The sequence below is a fragment of the Paenibacillus sp. FSL R10-2788 genome (assembly GCF_038003885.1).
Classification (GTDB): domain Bacteria; phylum Bacillota; class Bacilli; order Paenibacillales; family Paenibacillaceae; genus Paenibacillus_AQ; species Paenibacillus_AQ odorifer.
This window is the reverse complement of the sequence record NZ_JBBOQA010000001.1, coordinates 3,262,620-3,279,918: the sequence shown is the minus strand read 5'-3', so window position 1 is coordinate 3,279,918 and position 17,299 is coordinate 3,262,620. Positions and strand designations below refer to the sequence as shown.

The following is a 17,299-nucleotide window of genomic DNA, read 5'->3' as shown; positions in this document are numbered from 1 at the left end:
AACTACCTCCTATAGGATTACAACAAATACAAGATTATTAATCGTTAAGCTTAATCTATTACTTAGAAAATAACTCTACGGCTTGCGTATCCATAATCGGATTGATATATTTCTCTAGCGTAATCGTTAGTGGTTGAGGATAATCTTTCGCTCCCTTTCCAAAAGTATAACGCATTTCATCCACGGCTGTACCATCCTTTGAAGTCATGTAGCCACCGAAGTTTCCTGCCGAAGTTGTTTTGATTGCTCTTTTATGCACATTTCCTTCCGCATCAGTAAAAGTCTCAGCAAGTCTAGTGTAGTATTTTAAATATTCGGCATCAGTAATTGTATGCCGTAACAAGATCTCTCCTTCATCTGCATAATTCTCTTGCGTTGGAGCAACAAGCTCAAGGCCGCTTCCCGGTGCTTCAATGATTTGCTGCTTATTGAGATCGACAACAATTTTCATTTTATTTTTTTCGACTGCCGAGATACCAAAGGTTTTTAATGAAACGGTGTCTGGCTGATGCTTTAGGCCGCTCTGGCTGTTCCTGAACACCAGCGTAAACTTGGTGTTGTCCGAATAGACTTCAGAATTGTCAGAGTTGACGATGTCGGGGTAAAATAATTTTTCGGTAGCACCCCCATTTGTACTAATCAGAACTGGATTAATCAATTGGAAAATTTGTTTATCATTGTTCAGATCATACTCCAAATCTGCATAGGTACTAAGCGGTGTATATTGCACTAGATTCACTTTAATCTTTTGCCCGTCAACTGTCAGCGTTTTATCCGTTTTTAGAATTCTTTCCTGTGCTTTGAGCATATCAGGATTAAGTTCGAAAGCAACATCCAGATTAGTCCGGTATTTATTACTACTGGATTGTAGCGCCTTATCTGAAGTTTCAGTGAGAATGACATTATAGTTTACTTCCTTTGGATATTTAATCGTTGGTGAAAGACTAGTGGTGTATATAAAATCCTTAGACTGGCCTGGTTGAATTCGGTTATCGCTGGCAAGCATACTTAGTGCAGCACCTTTATGTAGATTCGACTCCTGTATGCCTTCATATTGAAGCGCAAAATCCGCATGTATAACTTCTTTGTCTGTATTGTTCTGAACACTGTATAGAATATACACCTTCCTTCCATCTGTTACTGCACCAGTTACATCCACTCGGTACCCCTTGTTTTCCGCGCTCTGACCCACCGGCATCACGAGATTCTGTTCCAGAGCACTTGCAAGTGCTGGTTCTAACCTTGAAAATGAGCGATAAGCTGCAAAATCATCTGTATTTTTAGGGCTGGCGGTTTGAACTGAAGGTTGGGCCACTTCCTTGGCCGGTAATCCGATTGAAGAGTATGTAAATAATAGGGCTACGGCTGCAGCTGCAATCACTCCCAAACCTGCGGTATAAACACGGCGTTTCTCACGTTTTTTTCCTTCCATAATTCCCTTTCGCATCGCGTTATAAATTTTCATTTCCTGTAAAGTCTCAGTATTCTGATTCATTTCATCAACATTTTTCTGCAAAATACGATCTTCTTTATCTGTCACTCTGTTCACCTCCCATATCACTTCAGCACATTACGAAGCTGTTTAAGTCCCTCACGTAACCAGGTTTTGATTGTACCTTCTGGTTTTTTTAGCACTTTTGCGATTTCGATTGTAGTCATGTCATTGTAATATTTAAGAAGTACCACATGCCGATATTTGGGCTTTAACCTGTTCATAGCGCGTTCCAGATCAATCCGGTCGTTGCTTTTCATTTCCTGAGTTGCAACCTCTGCTAGCTTCTCCGTAGGAATCACTCGTTTTTTTCGTCGTAGTTCATCCATACAGCAATTGATCGTAATTCGAATCAACCAAGGTGTAAATGACTGTTCATCTTTAAGCTTCTTACGTTTCATCCAGGCCCGACATGAAGCCTCTTGTACAACTTCTAACGCGTCCGCTTCTGTTCGTAGATAACTATAAGCGACGGTGTACATTTTCCGATGCTCCACATACAGGCGTTTAAAGAAAACTTCCTCATCCATACGGGCAAAATCAACCATTCTGACCTCGTCCATCGTCCTATCCACCACTCACTACACCCCCTCTTTTTTTGTCAGTGTCGGTATTAGGATAAAGTCATCGTTCTGATGTTCTTATAAGTAAGACGGAGCTGAACGTAAAAACGATTGATTTTTTTCATAAAAAAGTGCTGGCAAAGATGCCAACACTCCATTTTCATATTTATCGATCACGATTAACCATATAATTCAATAGATGTTTTAAAAAATTGATATTGCGGGGGATCTCTTTTAACGCCTCCATGGCAAGACAATAGTGCTCCCACATCTCTTTTCTAGCACCTTCTGAACCCAGAATGGATACAAACGTTGCATTGTTATTCTCAACATCCTGCCCTGTCGGCTTACCTAGTAATTGTAAATCCCCTTCCAAGTCGAGTAAATCATCTTTAATCTGAAAAGCAATCCCCGCATGATAAGCGAATTTCTTCAAATCTTCAATTTCTGTCTCCTTAACCTGTGCAAGAATCGCTGGCATAACTAGTGAAGCTTCGAACGCAATGCCCGTCTTATAGAAACAAATCATATTTAATTGCTCTAGCGTCAATGCTTTTCCTTTAGAATTCAAATCCATCGCTTGCCCCATGCAGGTATCTTCCGCCTTTTGAGCTGAATATTGCATTAAAGCAATTACGGATTTAGCATCGAATGTATGAAGGGATGCCTGTTCCTCAATCGACTTCTGAATTAGAAAGAGTCCTGTCAATTCCGCCGTAGCGCTATTATACACCTCATGTAGAGTTGAACGGCCTCTTCGAGTGGGGGCATTATCCTGAGAGGGCAGATCATCGAAAATTAAGGATGCAGTATGCATATATTCCAAAGACCTCAAAAGCGGCACAATTGCTGCGCTGTCTAATCCGTATTCGTTCACACCCATAACCCAAGTCAGGATAGGTCGTATTCGCTTGCCATCACCCTCTAAACTATAATTGGCTGCATCAATTAACATTTCTTTCATAGCTGGTGTCCCAACAGGTTTATTAATCGGCAATTGATTGTTGATTTCACCACGAACCTTTTGAATCGTATTGTGAAAATCCACCTTTTCCTGCTTGTTGTTTTTTAAATTCGTAAGCAGTTGATCTCTTAGTAGTTTGTCAAAAAAATCCACATCATCAGCTTTCAACACCATTTGCTGCACGAGATGATTAAATTCGGGTTGACCCGAAGCAAAGATCTCCATAATCTCTTTATACTTTTCAGTACCCACACGTTCTTTACAACGCTTCAAACCGTTAATTGCTCGATCTAGAATCACTTCACGGGTTTTGGCATCGGAGTGATATACGGAATGGATTAGATGAGAGATGACGGTCCAGTATAATTCAAAAGGGTTTATCAAATCTGAACGTTGATCACGGTATTTCAGAAAATAGGTATACGGCGTTACCGCTCCCTCTTTCATATCGTCAAACATATCCGCAAAATCATCAGCCAGTTGATTGTAAAGACCATAATAAAAAGTACGTTGATCAAATCCATCATCTGTAGGAGCACTAATAACGGATCGGACAATTAAACGGGAAGAAGAGGATTTTAAGATAATGGGGATATAAAGCTCTTCATTGGTGTATTTAGCGTTGGAAAGTTCCTTAACACGGTCCAGCTCCTGAGATTGAAAAAACACAAAGGATTGCTCGAAAAATATGTTCTGCATTTCTGGACGTTGATAGCTTTTAATATATTCGAAAGCTTCACTAAGCTCCGAATGTACGTATCGAATGAATTCCATGTTCTCTCCGGACCATTCTCCAAGCTCAGGCACAGATCTAGTAAGGATAGCGTCGCGTATCATGAGGGAATATTGCTCTTTTTCTTGAAGCGTTAAGACACTGGAATCGAGAAGATCATCAATAAAAGGGTAAGTCAGCCCATAAGAATAACCAAGTCTAATGGCTTCACTAAGCTTCTTAGAACGTTCCAAAGGTGGGGTACTCTCCCCCATTTCCTCCATTACATGCAGAATGACCCCGATAATGATCTTAATTAACTTACGCTGCGCTTGTTCGGCATTCATTTCCTGCGGAATATGGGTTGATACGTTCTTTAGCTTGTCGATCATCCAGATGGTGGCGGTCTCGACGCCTTCCTTTTGCGCCCAGCGATATACTCCTGCCAAGCTCATAAATTCCGATTGTTCTCTTATCATTGTTGAACCGTCTGGGATCAATTGAGATCTAATGTCAGCAACCATTCGCTTAATCCTGTTTTGTGTGTCAGGAGAATCCAAGGCTTTGCCCAGATCTCTCATATATAAATAGGAAACGCTCCGATCTAAATAATCATCCAATTTACCGGAAAGATTCAGCCACCCTATATACTTATGATAATCCTGAGAATCAGGTTTCCTCTTCCCTCTAGAGAAAAAGGACAACCATGAGCGGCGATGAATATGATGTTTTTTCCATAATTGAATATCTTCAGTCAGAGTAGATACATACGTTTTTTCTTTGAACTGCATATGCAGTGAAACAAAATACTGAGCCGCCCTCTGCTCGGCTAGCGAATAGGCTGAATCGGCATGATCGGTTAAATTTACATTCATAGGTGGATTACCTCAACTTCTCTTTTGGTTAATTGTCGGTCATGTTCATATCTTATACGGGGAAGTGTCTTTATGGTTACGAATTCTTCGCCATACGTTTCCCAATAAAGTCAAAGATCAGACCCGCTGTCCTTTTTATAGGACCCAATGAAACAGGATAATAATAACCAGACTCAAACCAGCCTTGTTCTTTGTAATACCGGTAATCCCTGGAATGATCATCAAGCATTGTTTTTATACTTGTACGTGACATTCGAAACAGCATTAACCTGAAAAATGAAGGAACCGGAGTCTTAGGTGACATGAGGTCCTTATAGAATCTTTCGGAGGCTTTCTTAATTTCTCTCGTCATTTTTTTCTGCGCAACTTCTGTTCTTGGTTCCAAAGTAGTCAAGACACAGCCTTTTGTGACTTGAAATCCGAAATTCTCGCCCATATTACTAAGATATTTTTCAATTTTGTTGCCTCCAAAGATCCCCTGATTGACAATAGCCGTGAAGGTTTTTCCGAAGAAACGAGGTCTATGAAATACAAAGGCAAGCCGATCCAAGAGGTTCTTCATCGGTGCCGATACATGAAATGCATAATTAGGGGTAGCGAAAATAACCCCGTCAGAATGAATCATTTTCTCCATCAATACATCACGATCATCCTTTAGTGGACAATACTCCTCACCTTTATTGAAACATATCTTACAGCCCCGGCAATATTCAAGCCGATAATCTTTTAAAAAGACATACTCAAATTCAATATCACCATATGCTTTTAAATTATTGCCAAATTCACAAACCGCTTCAAAGGTCGCATGCTTTTGCTGATTCCCAATAAATGCAGTAACTTTTTTCATTTGGAGTCCTCCATATATCGCATATTTTGAATAATCCCGATAAATATGAATGAATTTTTTTTTGTTCATTCATATTGTAGCACCTTGATTCCCTTTATGCGATAAAATTCCATTTGAGAATGCAAAAAAAGAAGCCCTACTTAATTAGGCTTCTGTTAACTTCCCACTATATCTTTTTAGCGTAATTATGTGTAACAAAATCAACTAGCAGATTCACACTGCTCTCCATATCGTAAATCTCTGTGTCAACTGTCAATTCGGCATGTTTAGGGGGTTCATAAATAGCATCAATACCTGTAAACTCACGAATTTCACCTTTTCTAGCTTTCTTATACAACCCTTTAGGATCACGTTGTTCGCAGGTTTCTAATGAACATTGCACATAAATCTCTGCAAACTCGCCAGACTGAAAACGATATCTAATCGCTTCTCTAGCAGCTGAAGAAGGTGAAATCATCGGGACAAGCACTATAAAGCCAAGGTCCAAAAACATAGACGCTACTTCGGCCGCGCGCCGCATATTTTCTTTACGATCCTCTTCTGAAAAACCTAAATCGATATTTAAACCTTTTCTTAGCTGGTCGCCGTCGATCACAGCACATCTTATGCCTTGCTTAAACAATTCTTTTTCAGCTTGTTGTGCTAGTGTACTTTTTCCTGAACCTGATAATCCTGTGAACCAAAACACGCCCGCTTTATGACCGTTCAACAGCTCCCAATCTTTTCTATTCATTCTATGACGCCCCTTTCTATATGATTAATATTATACTAGTTTACCGCAGTCTTGAGAGAAATTGCTGATCCTAATTCCTTCTGTATATACGCTATATCAGTCAGCTGCTCAATATGGTAAACTCCACCTGGGGGTGGTGAATCATATAGATGTTTTGCTACTGCCGCTGTTACTTTTGCCGTAATGATAGATTGATTCTTTCCTTGTAATAAAAAATCCGCATGAAGTAATTTACCTTCTAAATTTCTTCCACTTGCCTCAACCTTAATAGCGAACCCATCATCCCCCAAATGCAGCCGCCCCATAGCACGAACAATTAAATTCTTCAGCCAGCCTATTTGCAGTAAGCGAACGGCTCCTGTTTTTTTCGTTATTGCCAGTATTTTAGTAACCATAGCTGAATCAAGACAAAATCGTGTGGAGATAGACGATGCTTTCAGTGTTCTGCTCAGTGTCTGTTGATCTGAGAATGGAAAACGGTAAGCATATCGATTACCCATCTTATCACCAAAATGATATAACCTTCTGTCTGTAAAGCTCTCCACCTCAACCTGGCGATTACCCTGCTTCACTTCGAACTTAGCTGCTAAACTGTCGACTGTCCATTCTAGCGCCGCTTTGCCATGAGAATCACCTAGTCCGAGCATAATTGCAATTTCTATCTCCTCGATCTGATCCATCTGCCGCTCTGCTTCAAGGGCCAGGAGATTAGTGATGCCGGGAGCAAGTCCTACACTTAAGACAGCACTTGACCCATTATCTTCAGCCTCTCTCTTGTATTTCTCAATTTCATTCAAAAACAAACCGTTCGCAGATACATCCACATAATGAATACCGCTTCGAAACACAGCTCTTACAAAATCTGCATCCGTTTGATCTAAGCACATAATGATTAATTTAACTCGTTCTAACTTATCAGTAGGTAAAGGATTATTAATATCCACCTGCATCGGCTTAATTTTCCCATCAGTTGCTTGACTGAATTGCTTTGCTTTTACAAGGCTTCGCCCTGCAGCATATACCTTTCCAGGATATTTTTTCTCTAAGATTTCACAAATGGTACGCCCTACATGGCCATATCCACCGACGACTACAATATCTTCTTTTCTCTGCATTTTATCACCGCATCCTATATAATAGAAATAATTAAGAACCATTCTCAATTATACGGATATGGTTTACTTTCACTATCCCATAAATGTGGGATACCTGTTTTTATACTCCATGACTAGAGGGCTTACCTATGAAAACCATAAGACAACTTAATCATATTAAACAACAAATCATAAGGTTCGGTGCTGTTTCTGATTCTTCACATAGCTACCGTACTTCATTACTGTCGATTTTACGCGATGCTGTCCCCTTTGATGCTGCCTGCTGTACCCATGTTGATCCACATACACTACTCTCGACAGGTGCAGTTACAGAAGATAACGTGGAATCCATTCATCATCACTTGTTCCAGATCGAATACGGTGAAGACGATATTAATCCCTATGTGCAAATGGTTCATAGTAAAGTGCACGTAGCTACTTTATATGAAGCAACCGAAGGGCAGCCAGATTTGAGTGCTCGCTATCAAAAGGTACTGTCTCCGGCAGGATTTGAGGATGAATTACGCGCTGTACTTGTTCATGGAGATGCGTGTTGGGGGTATCTGACACTTTACAGAAAGTCGGGTCAGCCTGTATTTTCGCGGGAGGATTGTGAGTGGATAGCCTTAATTCTTCCTGAGATTGCCGCAAGAATGCGGGCTTTCAGTCTTGAGTTGCCTGAGAGAAATCAGACTTGGCTGGAAGAAGATTACGGTTCCGGAATTGCTGTCCTTTCTGATCAACTAGTGCTCCTCTCCTCCAATCCTACAGCAGACCGCTGGTTAGAGAAACTTCGTTCATTAGAAAAAATTGATCACCATATCCTGCCACGTCCAATTCGGGCGGTGAGCACACAAGCAATCAATAGTCCCTCTGAATCTTCGGGGATGGCTAAGTCCTGTATCCGGATGTCAGAAGGACCTTATCTAGTGATCCGGGCTAGCCGGCTTCATGCATACGACGGTCAGACGCAAATCGCTATTTCATTCGAGCCTGCACGTCCAGCAGATATGCTTCCTATCATTGCAGAAGCGTATGATCTGACGAAACGGGAACAGCATTTACTTGAAGGAGTAATTCGTGGATTATCTACTAAAGAATTGGCTGCTGAGTTACATATTTCTGCTTACACGGTTCAGGATCATTTAAAATCCATTTTCGCTAAAGCAGGTGTCAGCAGCCGTAGAGAGCTTATCTGGCATTTACATTCTCGATATAGCATTTCAGAGAAATAGGATCGCCGAGCTTCTTATCAAAAAAGCCCAAGCCTTTATTAACAAAGGACTTAGGCTTTTATTTTATCTTTTATTTCCTTAATGCGATGCCGTAAATTCTTCCAGCTCAGAAGCAGGATCAAACTTCTCCCTGCTCATCACAAATGCTGCCATTAGAGCTATAACTGATGGAATAATCGCCCAAGCAAAGGTATGAACAAGAGAAGAAGATAATCCTTCGGTGATTTTATCAAGAACCTCAGAGGGAATTTTGGCCCGTGTGTCGGGAGTCAAAATTGTACTTGGATCACTTAGATTAACACCTTCTGGTGCCGCGCCTCCTTTACTGAACATGGAAGTTAATTTATTCGAAAAAATGTGACTTTGAATAATACCAAATACCGTAATACCAAGTGTCATTCCCAGCTCCCGTGTGAAGCTAAGTGTCGAACTTGCAGAACCCCGTTGTCTTGCTGTAAATCCATGAATCGCTGCATTGCTTAGAACAGAAAATGATGAACCTATGCCAAGACCCACCAGAAACATAAAAATAGTGACCATAAACCGGGAGGAGTCTGGTGTTAGTGTGGTAAGCAGAGCAATACCTGCAACAAGGAGTACTAACGTAGAAATCATGATCGTGCGATAATTAAATTTAGAGAGCATGAATCCTCCGCCAGCAGCAGTAATAACAGAACCAATCATCATCGGAAGTAGAACAAGCCCCGAATTTGTGGCAGACCCGCCAAGAACCCCTTGAATATAAATTGGAATGTACACCGAGGCTGTAATAAATGCCGCTCCGCTAAATATCGCCATAACATTACTCGTAGAATAGAGACGATTCTTGAACATGCCAAAGGTAATGATAGGCTCTTCTGCACGACGTTCGATAACAATAAAACCAATTAAAAACACAACAAAAGCCATAAACAATCCCAGAATCATTGTCGAGTCCCAAGCATATTTCTTACCCCCGAGCTCAATCGCAAACATGAGACAAAGGATTGAAGCTACAAGTGTAAAAGCCCCAAGATAATCAATTTTCTCTTTGGAATGCTCAACAGATTCTTTGTAGAAGAAAGCGATCATAAAGAATGCAATAACACCAATGGGTAAATTGATATAAAAGACCCAAGACCAATGAATATAATCCGCTATATAAGCGCCAATAAGGGGACCAAAAATACTGGAAATACCATAGGCAGCACCGAATAACCCCCCGATTTTCCCCCGTTTTTCTGGGGCCACTACATCGAACATAATCGTGAATGCAATAGGAACGAGTGCCCCTCCACCAATACCCTGAATTGCCCGATAAATACTAAGCTGGACAATAGAATTTGCCGTACCACATAAAGCTGAACCAATCATAAAGACAATAATACCGAAAATAAAAAATCGCTTACGTCCATACATATCCGATAATTTACCGAAAATCGGCATACCCGCCATCTCAGCTATCATATAAGCGGACGTAACCCACATCAATTTGTCAAAACCGCCAAGGTCACCTACAATGGTTCCCATTGCGGTTGCAAGTATAGTATTATCCATTGATGCCATAAGGGTGGCCAACAATAGAGCTACTATAATAACCCCAACTTTATTTTTCTTTTCCATGCTCCTTTTTCTCCTCCACTTTTCCCAAATGTTTAGTTCTACTCTAATTGTTAAAGGATTGTGCACAGGCTTCATTCCAAACCACGTGATGTTATATCCTTTGCAAATTAGTGAATAATTCGATAAAATCAAGACAATTAATTAGATGTTCATCAAGCATCTTGTTTATTAATTATATTGACAATCAAGATATAAACATTTTAAAAGGAGGGTCCTCTTTTGTCAAGAGATCGACACAATCAAGTTACAATTCAGCAGGAAGACTTAACTTTACGCATGCGGGGCCTAGGCAGCCGAACGGTTTTGTATCAGCAAAAAGTAGCAACTTCTTTAGGGTTATACAATAACGATTTTCTATCTATAGATATCCTTCAGGAAAAAGGTCCTATCACCGCCGGCGAGCTATCCAAATTAACTGGACTTACTACAGGCAGCATTACCACATTAGTTGATCGACTTGAAAAAAACGGCTTTGTTCGCAGAGAACATGACCCAAATGACCGTCGTAAGGTGATCATTGTCCCTTGATATGAGAATAACGAGGTTGGAAATGCCTACCTTCCTTTGCACACTAAGATGGTTAAACTGGCGTCTTCCTTTACTGAGCAGGAGCTTGAGTTGATAACAACATTTTTAGGCAAAGCAAGTACCATCCTGGAAGAGCAGATTCATTATCTCAGCACTACAACTAGTAACTAAAACTGTATAATCATCAAAAAAGGACGATATCCCATGAAGTCAAATGACTTTGAGATATCGTCCATTTAATATAAGTATGGATCAAAGAGATGCTGAAGCTTGAGCAACTAAAGAGACCAACTGTGCAGAATTAAATGTGTCTCCTTTTCGAAGCTTTAAGGTTTTCCTTTCAGGTGGTCCCTCAAATGCTCCCTCTGGAAGCGTTAGCTCGGTTGTATTAAAGATTACAAAGCTGACTGCGTCTTTTGATATCGAGATGGCCGCAGCGTATTTTCCATTTTTCAAAAAATGAGGTTTCTTATACTGAATACGTTCCTGCACATCCGGTATAGCCAGATGAACAACCTCACGTAGTGAGGTGGACAACTCCACCTGCCATGATTCTTTAAGCGCTTCAATAAAATCGATTACTTCCTGATTCATTTTTCATCTCTCCCTTTAAGTAATTAAATGGTTTGCCTGAATAAGCGCAGTAAGTTGTTTAACAAAATCAGGTGGTCCTTTGAGATCCGACGCATCTGCTATGACGAACATGATGATGAAATCAACACATCTGCAAAAGATTTTCAAAATTTAATAGTTTAAATTCCCTTACATTAATTTCTTGTTCATGTAGTCATTATCCTTCTTGCAAATTAGAGATATTAGCTCGTTACAAGCTAAAAAGGGAAAAGCTCCTAAGAGCTTCTCCCTCAACCTCGTACATAAAATTAATGAATCGTTAGATTAAAACCGCTCTGAATATAATTCAGATTCGGATAAGCAATGTTAGAAGTTGTCAGGTTATTAAAGGTTGCCGCACCATTGCCTGTATAGGTGTAAATAGCTGCACCTTTATGTGGACCTGAGAACCGTGAAGTTGTTATTCCATCAAGTCCTGTACCGTTAATATTGATGTTGTTGAACACGATGTTCTCGAATCCACCACCATATCCAAATTGAATCGCATCACGCTGGGTATTAATGATGTCTATGTTGTTAAATGTAACGTTCTTGATAGCATCATTTGATGCTTCAAGATCAATTGCGCCACGTTCACCCCCATAAAGATCTTTACTCGTGCCACTGTTAATAATGGTTGTGTCTGAGAAAACTACACCCGTATTATTCTGGAAATGATAACCTGGAAAAACGGTATTCATACGTATGCCGGAACCACCAACTGTATCAATGATATAGTTATGATCAGCCTTATGACCACTTCCTCCAAAGAAAGCAATCGCTGCCGCACGCCAGTTATTCTCAATGGTGTTATACGAGAAGGTATTATTCACACCAGCAGGTGCACCATTTGTGTTACTGGTCCATACTGCAAGACCATCGTCACCATTATTTCGCACACTGCTATTGCGTACAATTGAATTGCTAGTACCTTGCGAGAAGTTGATGCCGTCTGCAAGATTGTTCCGAATCCGACTGTTTTCAACTACCAGCCCGGTAGCATAAATCGCAGGTGTATGAGCGTAGTCGCCTACCCACATTCCGCATTCAAAATGCTCTACCCAGACATCATGGATAATAGAGTTGGTTCCAAAGTTATCCATAAAACCTTTGTAAATTGCATTTTGCCCATAACGTGAGCGCAAATTAGAATTCATATATACATTACTGAAATCTAGCTTACCTGTAATACGGAGTGAAATACCACCGCCCGCAGCATTAGGATTGGTAAACTGAATATTGGTGTGCCAGAGACCAGCACCAGTAATAGTGAGGTTATTGATCATATTACTAGCAGAACCAATCTCCCACATACTGCTAAGATTAAAGGTTCCTGCTGGAATATAAATAGACTTCCCGCTTGCCACGGCTGCATTTACAGTAGCTTTAAAAGCTGCCAGATCATCTTGTCCGTCGTTTGCCACAGCACCGTAATCTGTTACAGATACGGAGTTAGCTGGGCGGGCAATTGCTGTTGGAACAGATTCAATTTCAATGAAATCCACACCATATTCCAAGCTATCTCCATTGTTCTTCTGGATTCGAATCTTGTCCCCAGGTTGGAGGGGTGTATCCATCTTCCAGTGAACTTCATCAAAACGGAATAGTGGACGTCCTGCACTAGGTGTATCGCCAGGCATATCACCTGAGAAATACTGCCAGCTGTAGTATGAGGTTAAAGAAACTGTTTTTACTTTCGCTCCATTCACATACACATCCAGTGAACCATTCAATCCCATCCCATCTGCAGAGTCAGGCATTGTAAATCTCATCGTTACACCTGCGCCGCCTTGACCCTGTCTGACCGTCCACTCTAAGTTCGAACCATTCGAAGGAAGAGCTATATAACGCTGGCCAGAAGCTTCAGAAGCGAGTAATGCCTGATCAAAGGTTGGCGCCGATTTCAAGGTCGCGCCACCCCCGAGAGTAGCATCCTCGGTATCATATCGACTATACGGCATGCTTGCACCACGCGCAGCATAGACAACGAGATTAGAAACACTTACATTATTCGCTTGCTTGGCAGCTATCTCATTAGCATCCACTTCAACAGTAGTGGTGACTGTGTAGTTACCATTAATCGCTGTCCAAGTCCCTGGAATCGCAACATTAACTGATGCCCCCGCTGCTAAGGCACCGTTATAAGATCCATTATAGGTTTGAACAGTGGAACCCGCAGAGTTTTTTAGAACAACGCTTATACCATGTGAACCACTTGCAGAGGCAATGGTTCCTTGATTCTTAAGATTTACATTGAACGCTACATTGTTATTAGCAACAGGATTACTTGGTGTCCATGTAACAGTTCCCACTAAGTCAGAGCTGGACACTGGAGCGATAATAAGTGACGCTGGGTTCGTGTAGCTGTTATTCGCTTCATTTTGTTCGATAACTAGGTTGTCTTCATCAACTTTGGCACTAACTGAATACGTTGCGGCAGGCTTAACTCCTGCGGTAAGTGTCATCGATGCTGTTGTCGATGCTCCAGTTGCTAGTACACCTACCGGAGCTGAGCCTACAAGCTCATTATTTAAATAGAAATTAACAGTAGTAGCTGGAGAGCTGGCATTGCCGATATTCTTTACGATTGCGTTCAGCGTAATCGCATTAGACTCGACCGGATTCGTTGGTGACCAGGACATGCCAGCAATCACCAAATCCGGATTCGGAGCTGGAGTACCGTATACTTCAAATTCGGCGATCTGTCCAGCTGGAGCACCCGAGTTGGCAGTAATATTAAGCTGTAGACGTTTGACAGTTGCGGTAACAGGAATGGTTACTGTATTTCCTGAAGCTGGATTAAACGAATACGATTGTGCTGACACCAGATTCCCAAATGTCGTTGTGTTTTGATTGTGACCGAGCACTTGAATCGTTTGGGTACGTGCTCCCCATGCAGCGGTTGGATTTAACTTTAGAACGATTGAGGAAACATTGTAGTTTGACCCCAGGTCAAGTATCAATGAACTAGGATTACTGCCACCTTCCCAGTATGTGTTGGTGTTGTTGTCATTAGCATTTGCTGCCACAAATGATTGCGTATTAGAGGATGCGGTAATCGATTTGCCAACCGCGATATTACTGCCCGCAACAGGCGTAGCCGTTGGCGTTGCTGTCGGTATGGCTGTTGGCGTTGGTGTGACAGTTGGTGTGGCTGTTGGCGTTGGTGTGACAGTTGGTGTGGCTGTTGGCGTTGGTATGACTGTCGGTGTGGCTGTTGGCGTTGGTGTGGCTGTTGGCGTTGGTGTGGCTGTCGGGGTGGCTGTTGGACTTGGTGTGGCTGTCGGTGTGACTGTTGGCGTCGGTATTGGTGTGCTGGCTCCATAAATTTCGAATTCAGATACTTGCGCTGCCGGCCAACCCGTATTGCCTGTTACATTCAGGCGTACATAACGAGTGCTGATTGCTGAAAAATCAAGCTTAACGGTGTTCCCTCCTGCTGAAGGATTGAACACATAATCAGCTGAACCAACAATGTCAGTGAATGTAGATCCATTTGTACTACCTAGAACGGCGAGTGTTTGCGTACGCGTCTCCCAGCCCGTTGGCAGCTTCAATACGATTTGGTCAATACTTGTCTCAGTACCGAGATCAACTTGGATCCATTGTGGAAATGCATTATTGCTGCTTTCCCAATACGTCTCTTGATTGCTGTCTTTCACATTGTTTGGACTATACGTTTGTGATTGACCGCTAGCCGTTACAGTTTTGCCCAGCGTCAGATTCGCGCCACCAGAGGCACTAACAAATGTGAACGGACCCGCTGCCAGGTATAAACTTGAAATCAATAGGGTTACTACAAGCGACCATACGACATACTTGTTGCGCATTATAATCCTCCTCTTAATGTAGATACTCACTAACGTGTCGCCCTATCGGAGGGCTCGAATGATAGCGTTTACAATCCGATTCATCTCAGAGCACATTAAATAACAACCGATCCTCCTTTCAATGTGAGACACTCTCATTATAGAGAAAGTGAGGATCAAGCTATAAGATGTAATTCTACGGAAAAGATATGTGATACCAATATCGCGAAACTACCCTAAATATGGAATCTATTAACATCATGCCAATCAAATAAAGGCCTGATTTCTCAGGCCCTAGTTTATTATGAAGATTAACTTGTGGTTTTAAGTTCTTTTTCATTAGCTGAATCTGGAGCGTTTAATAAAACCACACCTCCAACTATTAATACTATGCCTGCAAGTGTAAGCACACTAAATGGATCCCCCCATATTAAGATACCAACGATTGCGGTTAGAACTGTACCTACACCTGCCCAAATCGCATAAGCTAGGCTTAAAGGTAAAACTCTGAGACTTATGGACAAACTATAAAATGCGATTATAAAACCAATAATAACACCTATAGTAGGCAATATTTGTGTGAACCCTTCTGACATTTTCAGCATAGTTGTACCTATTACTTCGCTTATAATAGCTACCCCTAGTACCCAAAAACCCTTATTCTTGTTCATAACATTTCCTCCAAGCTCTAATGAGATCCACCAGAAAGTTTCATAATGACTACTCCACCAATGATAAGAATCAGGCCGAGTAATTTCTTCAGATTGAAGTTTTCTTTATAAATGATGACTCCAATTAACGCAGTTAAAGCCGTACCTACCCCCGACCAAATAGCATAAGCCGTCCCTAGTGGAATCGTTGAAAGCGCTAAAGAAAGACAATAAAAGGCTGAACCCATGCCGAGTACAACTCCTATTGAAGGTAAAATCTTTTTAAACCCGTTAGAAACCTTAAGCATGGAGCTACCAAATACCTCGCAGATAATCGCTGTTGCCAGTAACACATATGAATTCAACAATAGCCCCTCCTTACTCCGTCATGTTTATTAATTCTTGAATTACTTTATCTCGTAAATCCTTATCTAAAGCTCCTAATCCGAACATTTCTGAATACCATAAACCGTCCGCTGCCAGCCTGACAATTGTGGAACGTACAGGATCTATTCCATCGTTCTCTATATTGTTTTGCCATACTGAGTATTGGTCTTGAAATTTCTTAAGGATATCCGGATTCGTAAAAAGAGCAGCCGAAAGCGCTGTGCTAATCTCTTGCTCTTCCTTAAGATCGTCGTCAATCGCCTGAACAAACGCTCGTCCCCACTTCCCCGTTTCTCTAGATGCATTACCTACTCTTTCTTGAACATTACTGAAAAAATCGCTTGTTAACTCTTCCACCATACTTTTTATTAATGCTTCCTTATTCGGAAAATGGTGCAGCAGTCCACCTTTACTGACCCCGGCTTCTTTGGCAACGGCTTCAAGCGTAAGCTTCTCCACCCCATTATTTTTAACAACAATAGAAGCTGCTAATAAAATACTACTTCGTTTTGAATTACTGTTCACAATAATCACCTCTGTTATTTACTAATCCGTCTGGACGGTTTTATTGTCAAATAAAAAATCATTACCTTCGATCAAAAAAAGCCTGGTAATCCAGGCCTCCAACATTTTTAAAGCAATTACATTAAATTTTTAATATACCACGCATCACAAGCAAAATGCTCCGACCCCGCAAGCGGTTCATCCAAAAGCTCAAATCCATTTTTCATATAGAAACGGTTAGCTGCGTGCATGTTTTGAAGTGTCTCCAAATAACATTGGTTGTAATGAAGCTTAGCAAAGTCCAGCGCTGTATTTAAAAGTTCTTTGGCTATCCCGTTACCTCTAATCGACTGAGATAAATACATTTTTTGCAACTCACATATTTTGTCATCATTCCCGAAAGGAGCAATTCCACAACCTCCTAATACTTCCCCTCCCTCTTCAACAACCCAATAAGCCCGATTCTCACTATGATTATAATAATCTGATAAATGATGCAGGCTGTCATCCTCCCAGGCGAGACCCGCGCGATTCCCGCCAAACTCAATTAGGCAGTCCCTGATGACCTTTTCAATGGAGCTATTATCTTTCATTTGTAATAGTCGGATATTCATGAGTAACGTTCTCCTATCTTTCGATTAGCTTTCTTCAGTTATTATATTGTATCAGCCTTCAGAATGGATAATTATAAT

General features: G+C 41.2%; 14 protein-coding genes and 1 pseudogene. 2 read left to right on the top strand and 13 right to left on the bottom strand.

Annotation, left to right across the window (positions count from 1 at the left end):
- Nucleotides 1-58: 58 nt before the first annotated feature.
- The 6 genes from NSQ50_RS14620 to NSQ50_RS14595 all read right to left on the bottom strand — a co-directional run bounded on the left by NSQ50_RS14620 (nucleotide 59) and on the right by NSQ50_RS14595 (nucleotide 7,301).
- The gene (locus NSQ50_RS14620; RefSeq protein WP_036677943.1) at nucleotides 59-1,540 is read right to left on the bottom strand and encodes a DUF4179 domain-containing protein; all 1,482 of its coding nucleotides are present in this window, start codon (nucleotides 1,538-1,540) and stop codon (nucleotides 59-61) included.
- A 17-nt stretch (nucleotides 1,541-1,557) separates the two neighbouring features.
- Complete coding sequence (locus tag NSQ50_RS14615) at nucleotides 1,558-2,055, bottom strand: RNA polymerase sigma factor (RefSeq protein WP_036678355.1); 498 nt, start codon at nucleotides 2,053-2,055, stop codon at nucleotides 1,558-1,560.
- Nucleotides 2,056-2,221: 166 nt separating this feature from the next.
- A complete protein-coding gene (locus tag NSQ50_RS14610; protein ID WP_076222565.1) occupies nucleotides 2,222-4,606 on the bottom strand; it encodes a polyprenyl synthetase family protein in 2,385 nt (794 codons plus the stop codon).
- A 76-nt stretch (nucleotides 4,607-4,682) separates the two neighbouring features.
- Nucleotides 4,683-5,522: a flavodoxin family protein gene (locus tag NSQ50_RS14605; RefSeq protein WP_340949588.1), complete on the bottom strand. Its 840-nt coding sequence runs from the start codon at nucleotides 5,520-5,522 to the stop codon at nucleotides 4,683-4,685.
- 97 nt (nucleotides 5,523-5,619) lie between these two features.
- Nucleotides 5,620-6,186: an adenylyl-sulfate kinase gene (gene cysC, locus NSQ50_RS14600; protein WP_036677951.1), complete on the bottom strand. Its 567-nt coding sequence runs from the start codon at nucleotides 6,184-6,186 to the stop codon at nucleotides 5,620-5,622.
- A 35-nt stretch (nucleotides 6,187-6,221) separates the two neighbouring features.
- Nucleotides 6,222-7,301, bottom strand: a complete 1,080-nt coding sequence (locus tag NSQ50_RS14595) for a saccharopine dehydrogenase family protein (protein ID WP_076222567.1) — start codon at nucleotides 7,299-7,301, stop codon at nucleotides 6,222-6,224.
- Between the two features lie 128 nt (nucleotides 7,302-7,429).
- On the opposite strand from NSQ50_RS14595, the gene NSQ50_RS14590 reads away from it, so the two are divergent.
- Entirely contained in the window at nucleotides 7,430-8,515 is a 1,086-nt protein-coding gene (locus NSQ50_RS14590) for a helix-turn-helix transcriptional regulator (protein WP_076222570.1), read from the top strand.
- A 78-nt stretch (nucleotides 8,516-8,593) separates the two neighbouring features.
- On the opposite strand, the gene NSQ50_RS14585 is transcribed toward NSQ50_RS14590, so the two are convergent.
- Nucleotides 8,594-10,117, bottom strand: a complete 1,524-nt coding sequence (locus tag NSQ50_RS14585) for an MDR family MFS transporter (RefSeq protein WP_076222572.1) — start codon at nucleotides 10,115-10,117, stop codon at nucleotides 8,594-8,596.
- A gap of 276 nt (nucleotides 10,118-10,393) precedes the next feature.
- On the opposite strand from NSQ50_RS14585, the pseudogene NSQ50_RS14580 reads away from it, so the two are divergent.
- A pseudogene (locus tag NSQ50_RS14580) lies at nucleotides 10,394-10,816 on the top strand (MarR family winged helix-turn-helix transcriptional regulator).
- A gap of 81 nt (nucleotides 10,817-10,897) precedes the next feature.
- Here the strand turns inward: NSQ50_RS14580 and NSQ50_RS14575 are convergent.
- The 6 genes from NSQ50_RS14575 to NSQ50_RS14550 form a co-directional block, all read right to left on the bottom strand.
- The gene (locus NSQ50_RS14575) at nucleotides 10,898-11,239 is read right to left on the bottom strand and encodes a DUF1801 domain-containing protein (RefSeq protein WP_076144192.1); all 342 of its coding nucleotides are present in this window, start codon (nucleotides 11,237-11,239) and stop codon (nucleotides 10,898-10,900) included.
- A 287-nt stretch (nucleotides 11,240-11,526) separates the two neighbouring features.
- Nucleotides 11,527-15,087, bottom strand: coding sequence for a discoidin domain-containing protein (locus NSQ50_RS14570; protein WP_076222575.1), 3,561 nt, complete (start codon nucleotides 15,085-15,087; stop codon nucleotides 11,527-11,529).
- A gap of 290 nt (nucleotides 15,088-15,377) precedes the next feature.
- Nucleotides 15,378-15,737 (bottom strand): DMT family transporter, encoded by a 360-nt coding sequence (locus tag NSQ50_RS14565; protein WP_076144195.1) that lies wholly within the window; start codon nucleotides 15,735-15,737, stop codon nucleotides 15,378-15,380.
- Nucleotides 15,738-15,754: 17 nt separating this feature from the next.
- Nucleotides 15,755-16,081, bottom strand: coding sequence for a DMT family transporter (locus NSQ50_RS14560; RefSeq protein ID WP_036677974.1), 327 nt, complete (start codon nucleotides 16,079-16,081; stop codon nucleotides 15,755-15,757).
- Between the two features lie 13 nt (nucleotides 16,082-16,094).
- A complete protein-coding gene (locus NSQ50_RS14555; RefSeq protein WP_111504005.1) occupies nucleotides 16,095-16,628 on the bottom strand; it encodes a TetR/AcrR family transcriptional regulator in 534 nt (177 codons plus the stop codon).
- Nucleotides 16,629-16,744: 116 nt separating this feature from the next.
- Nucleotides 16,745-17,221 (bottom strand): GNAT family N-acetyltransferase, encoded by a 477-nt coding sequence (locus NSQ50_RS14550; protein WP_076144197.1) that lies wholly within the window; start codon nucleotides 17,219-17,221, stop codon nucleotides 16,745-16,747.
- Between the last annotated feature and the right edge of the window lie 78 nt (nucleotides 17,222-17,299).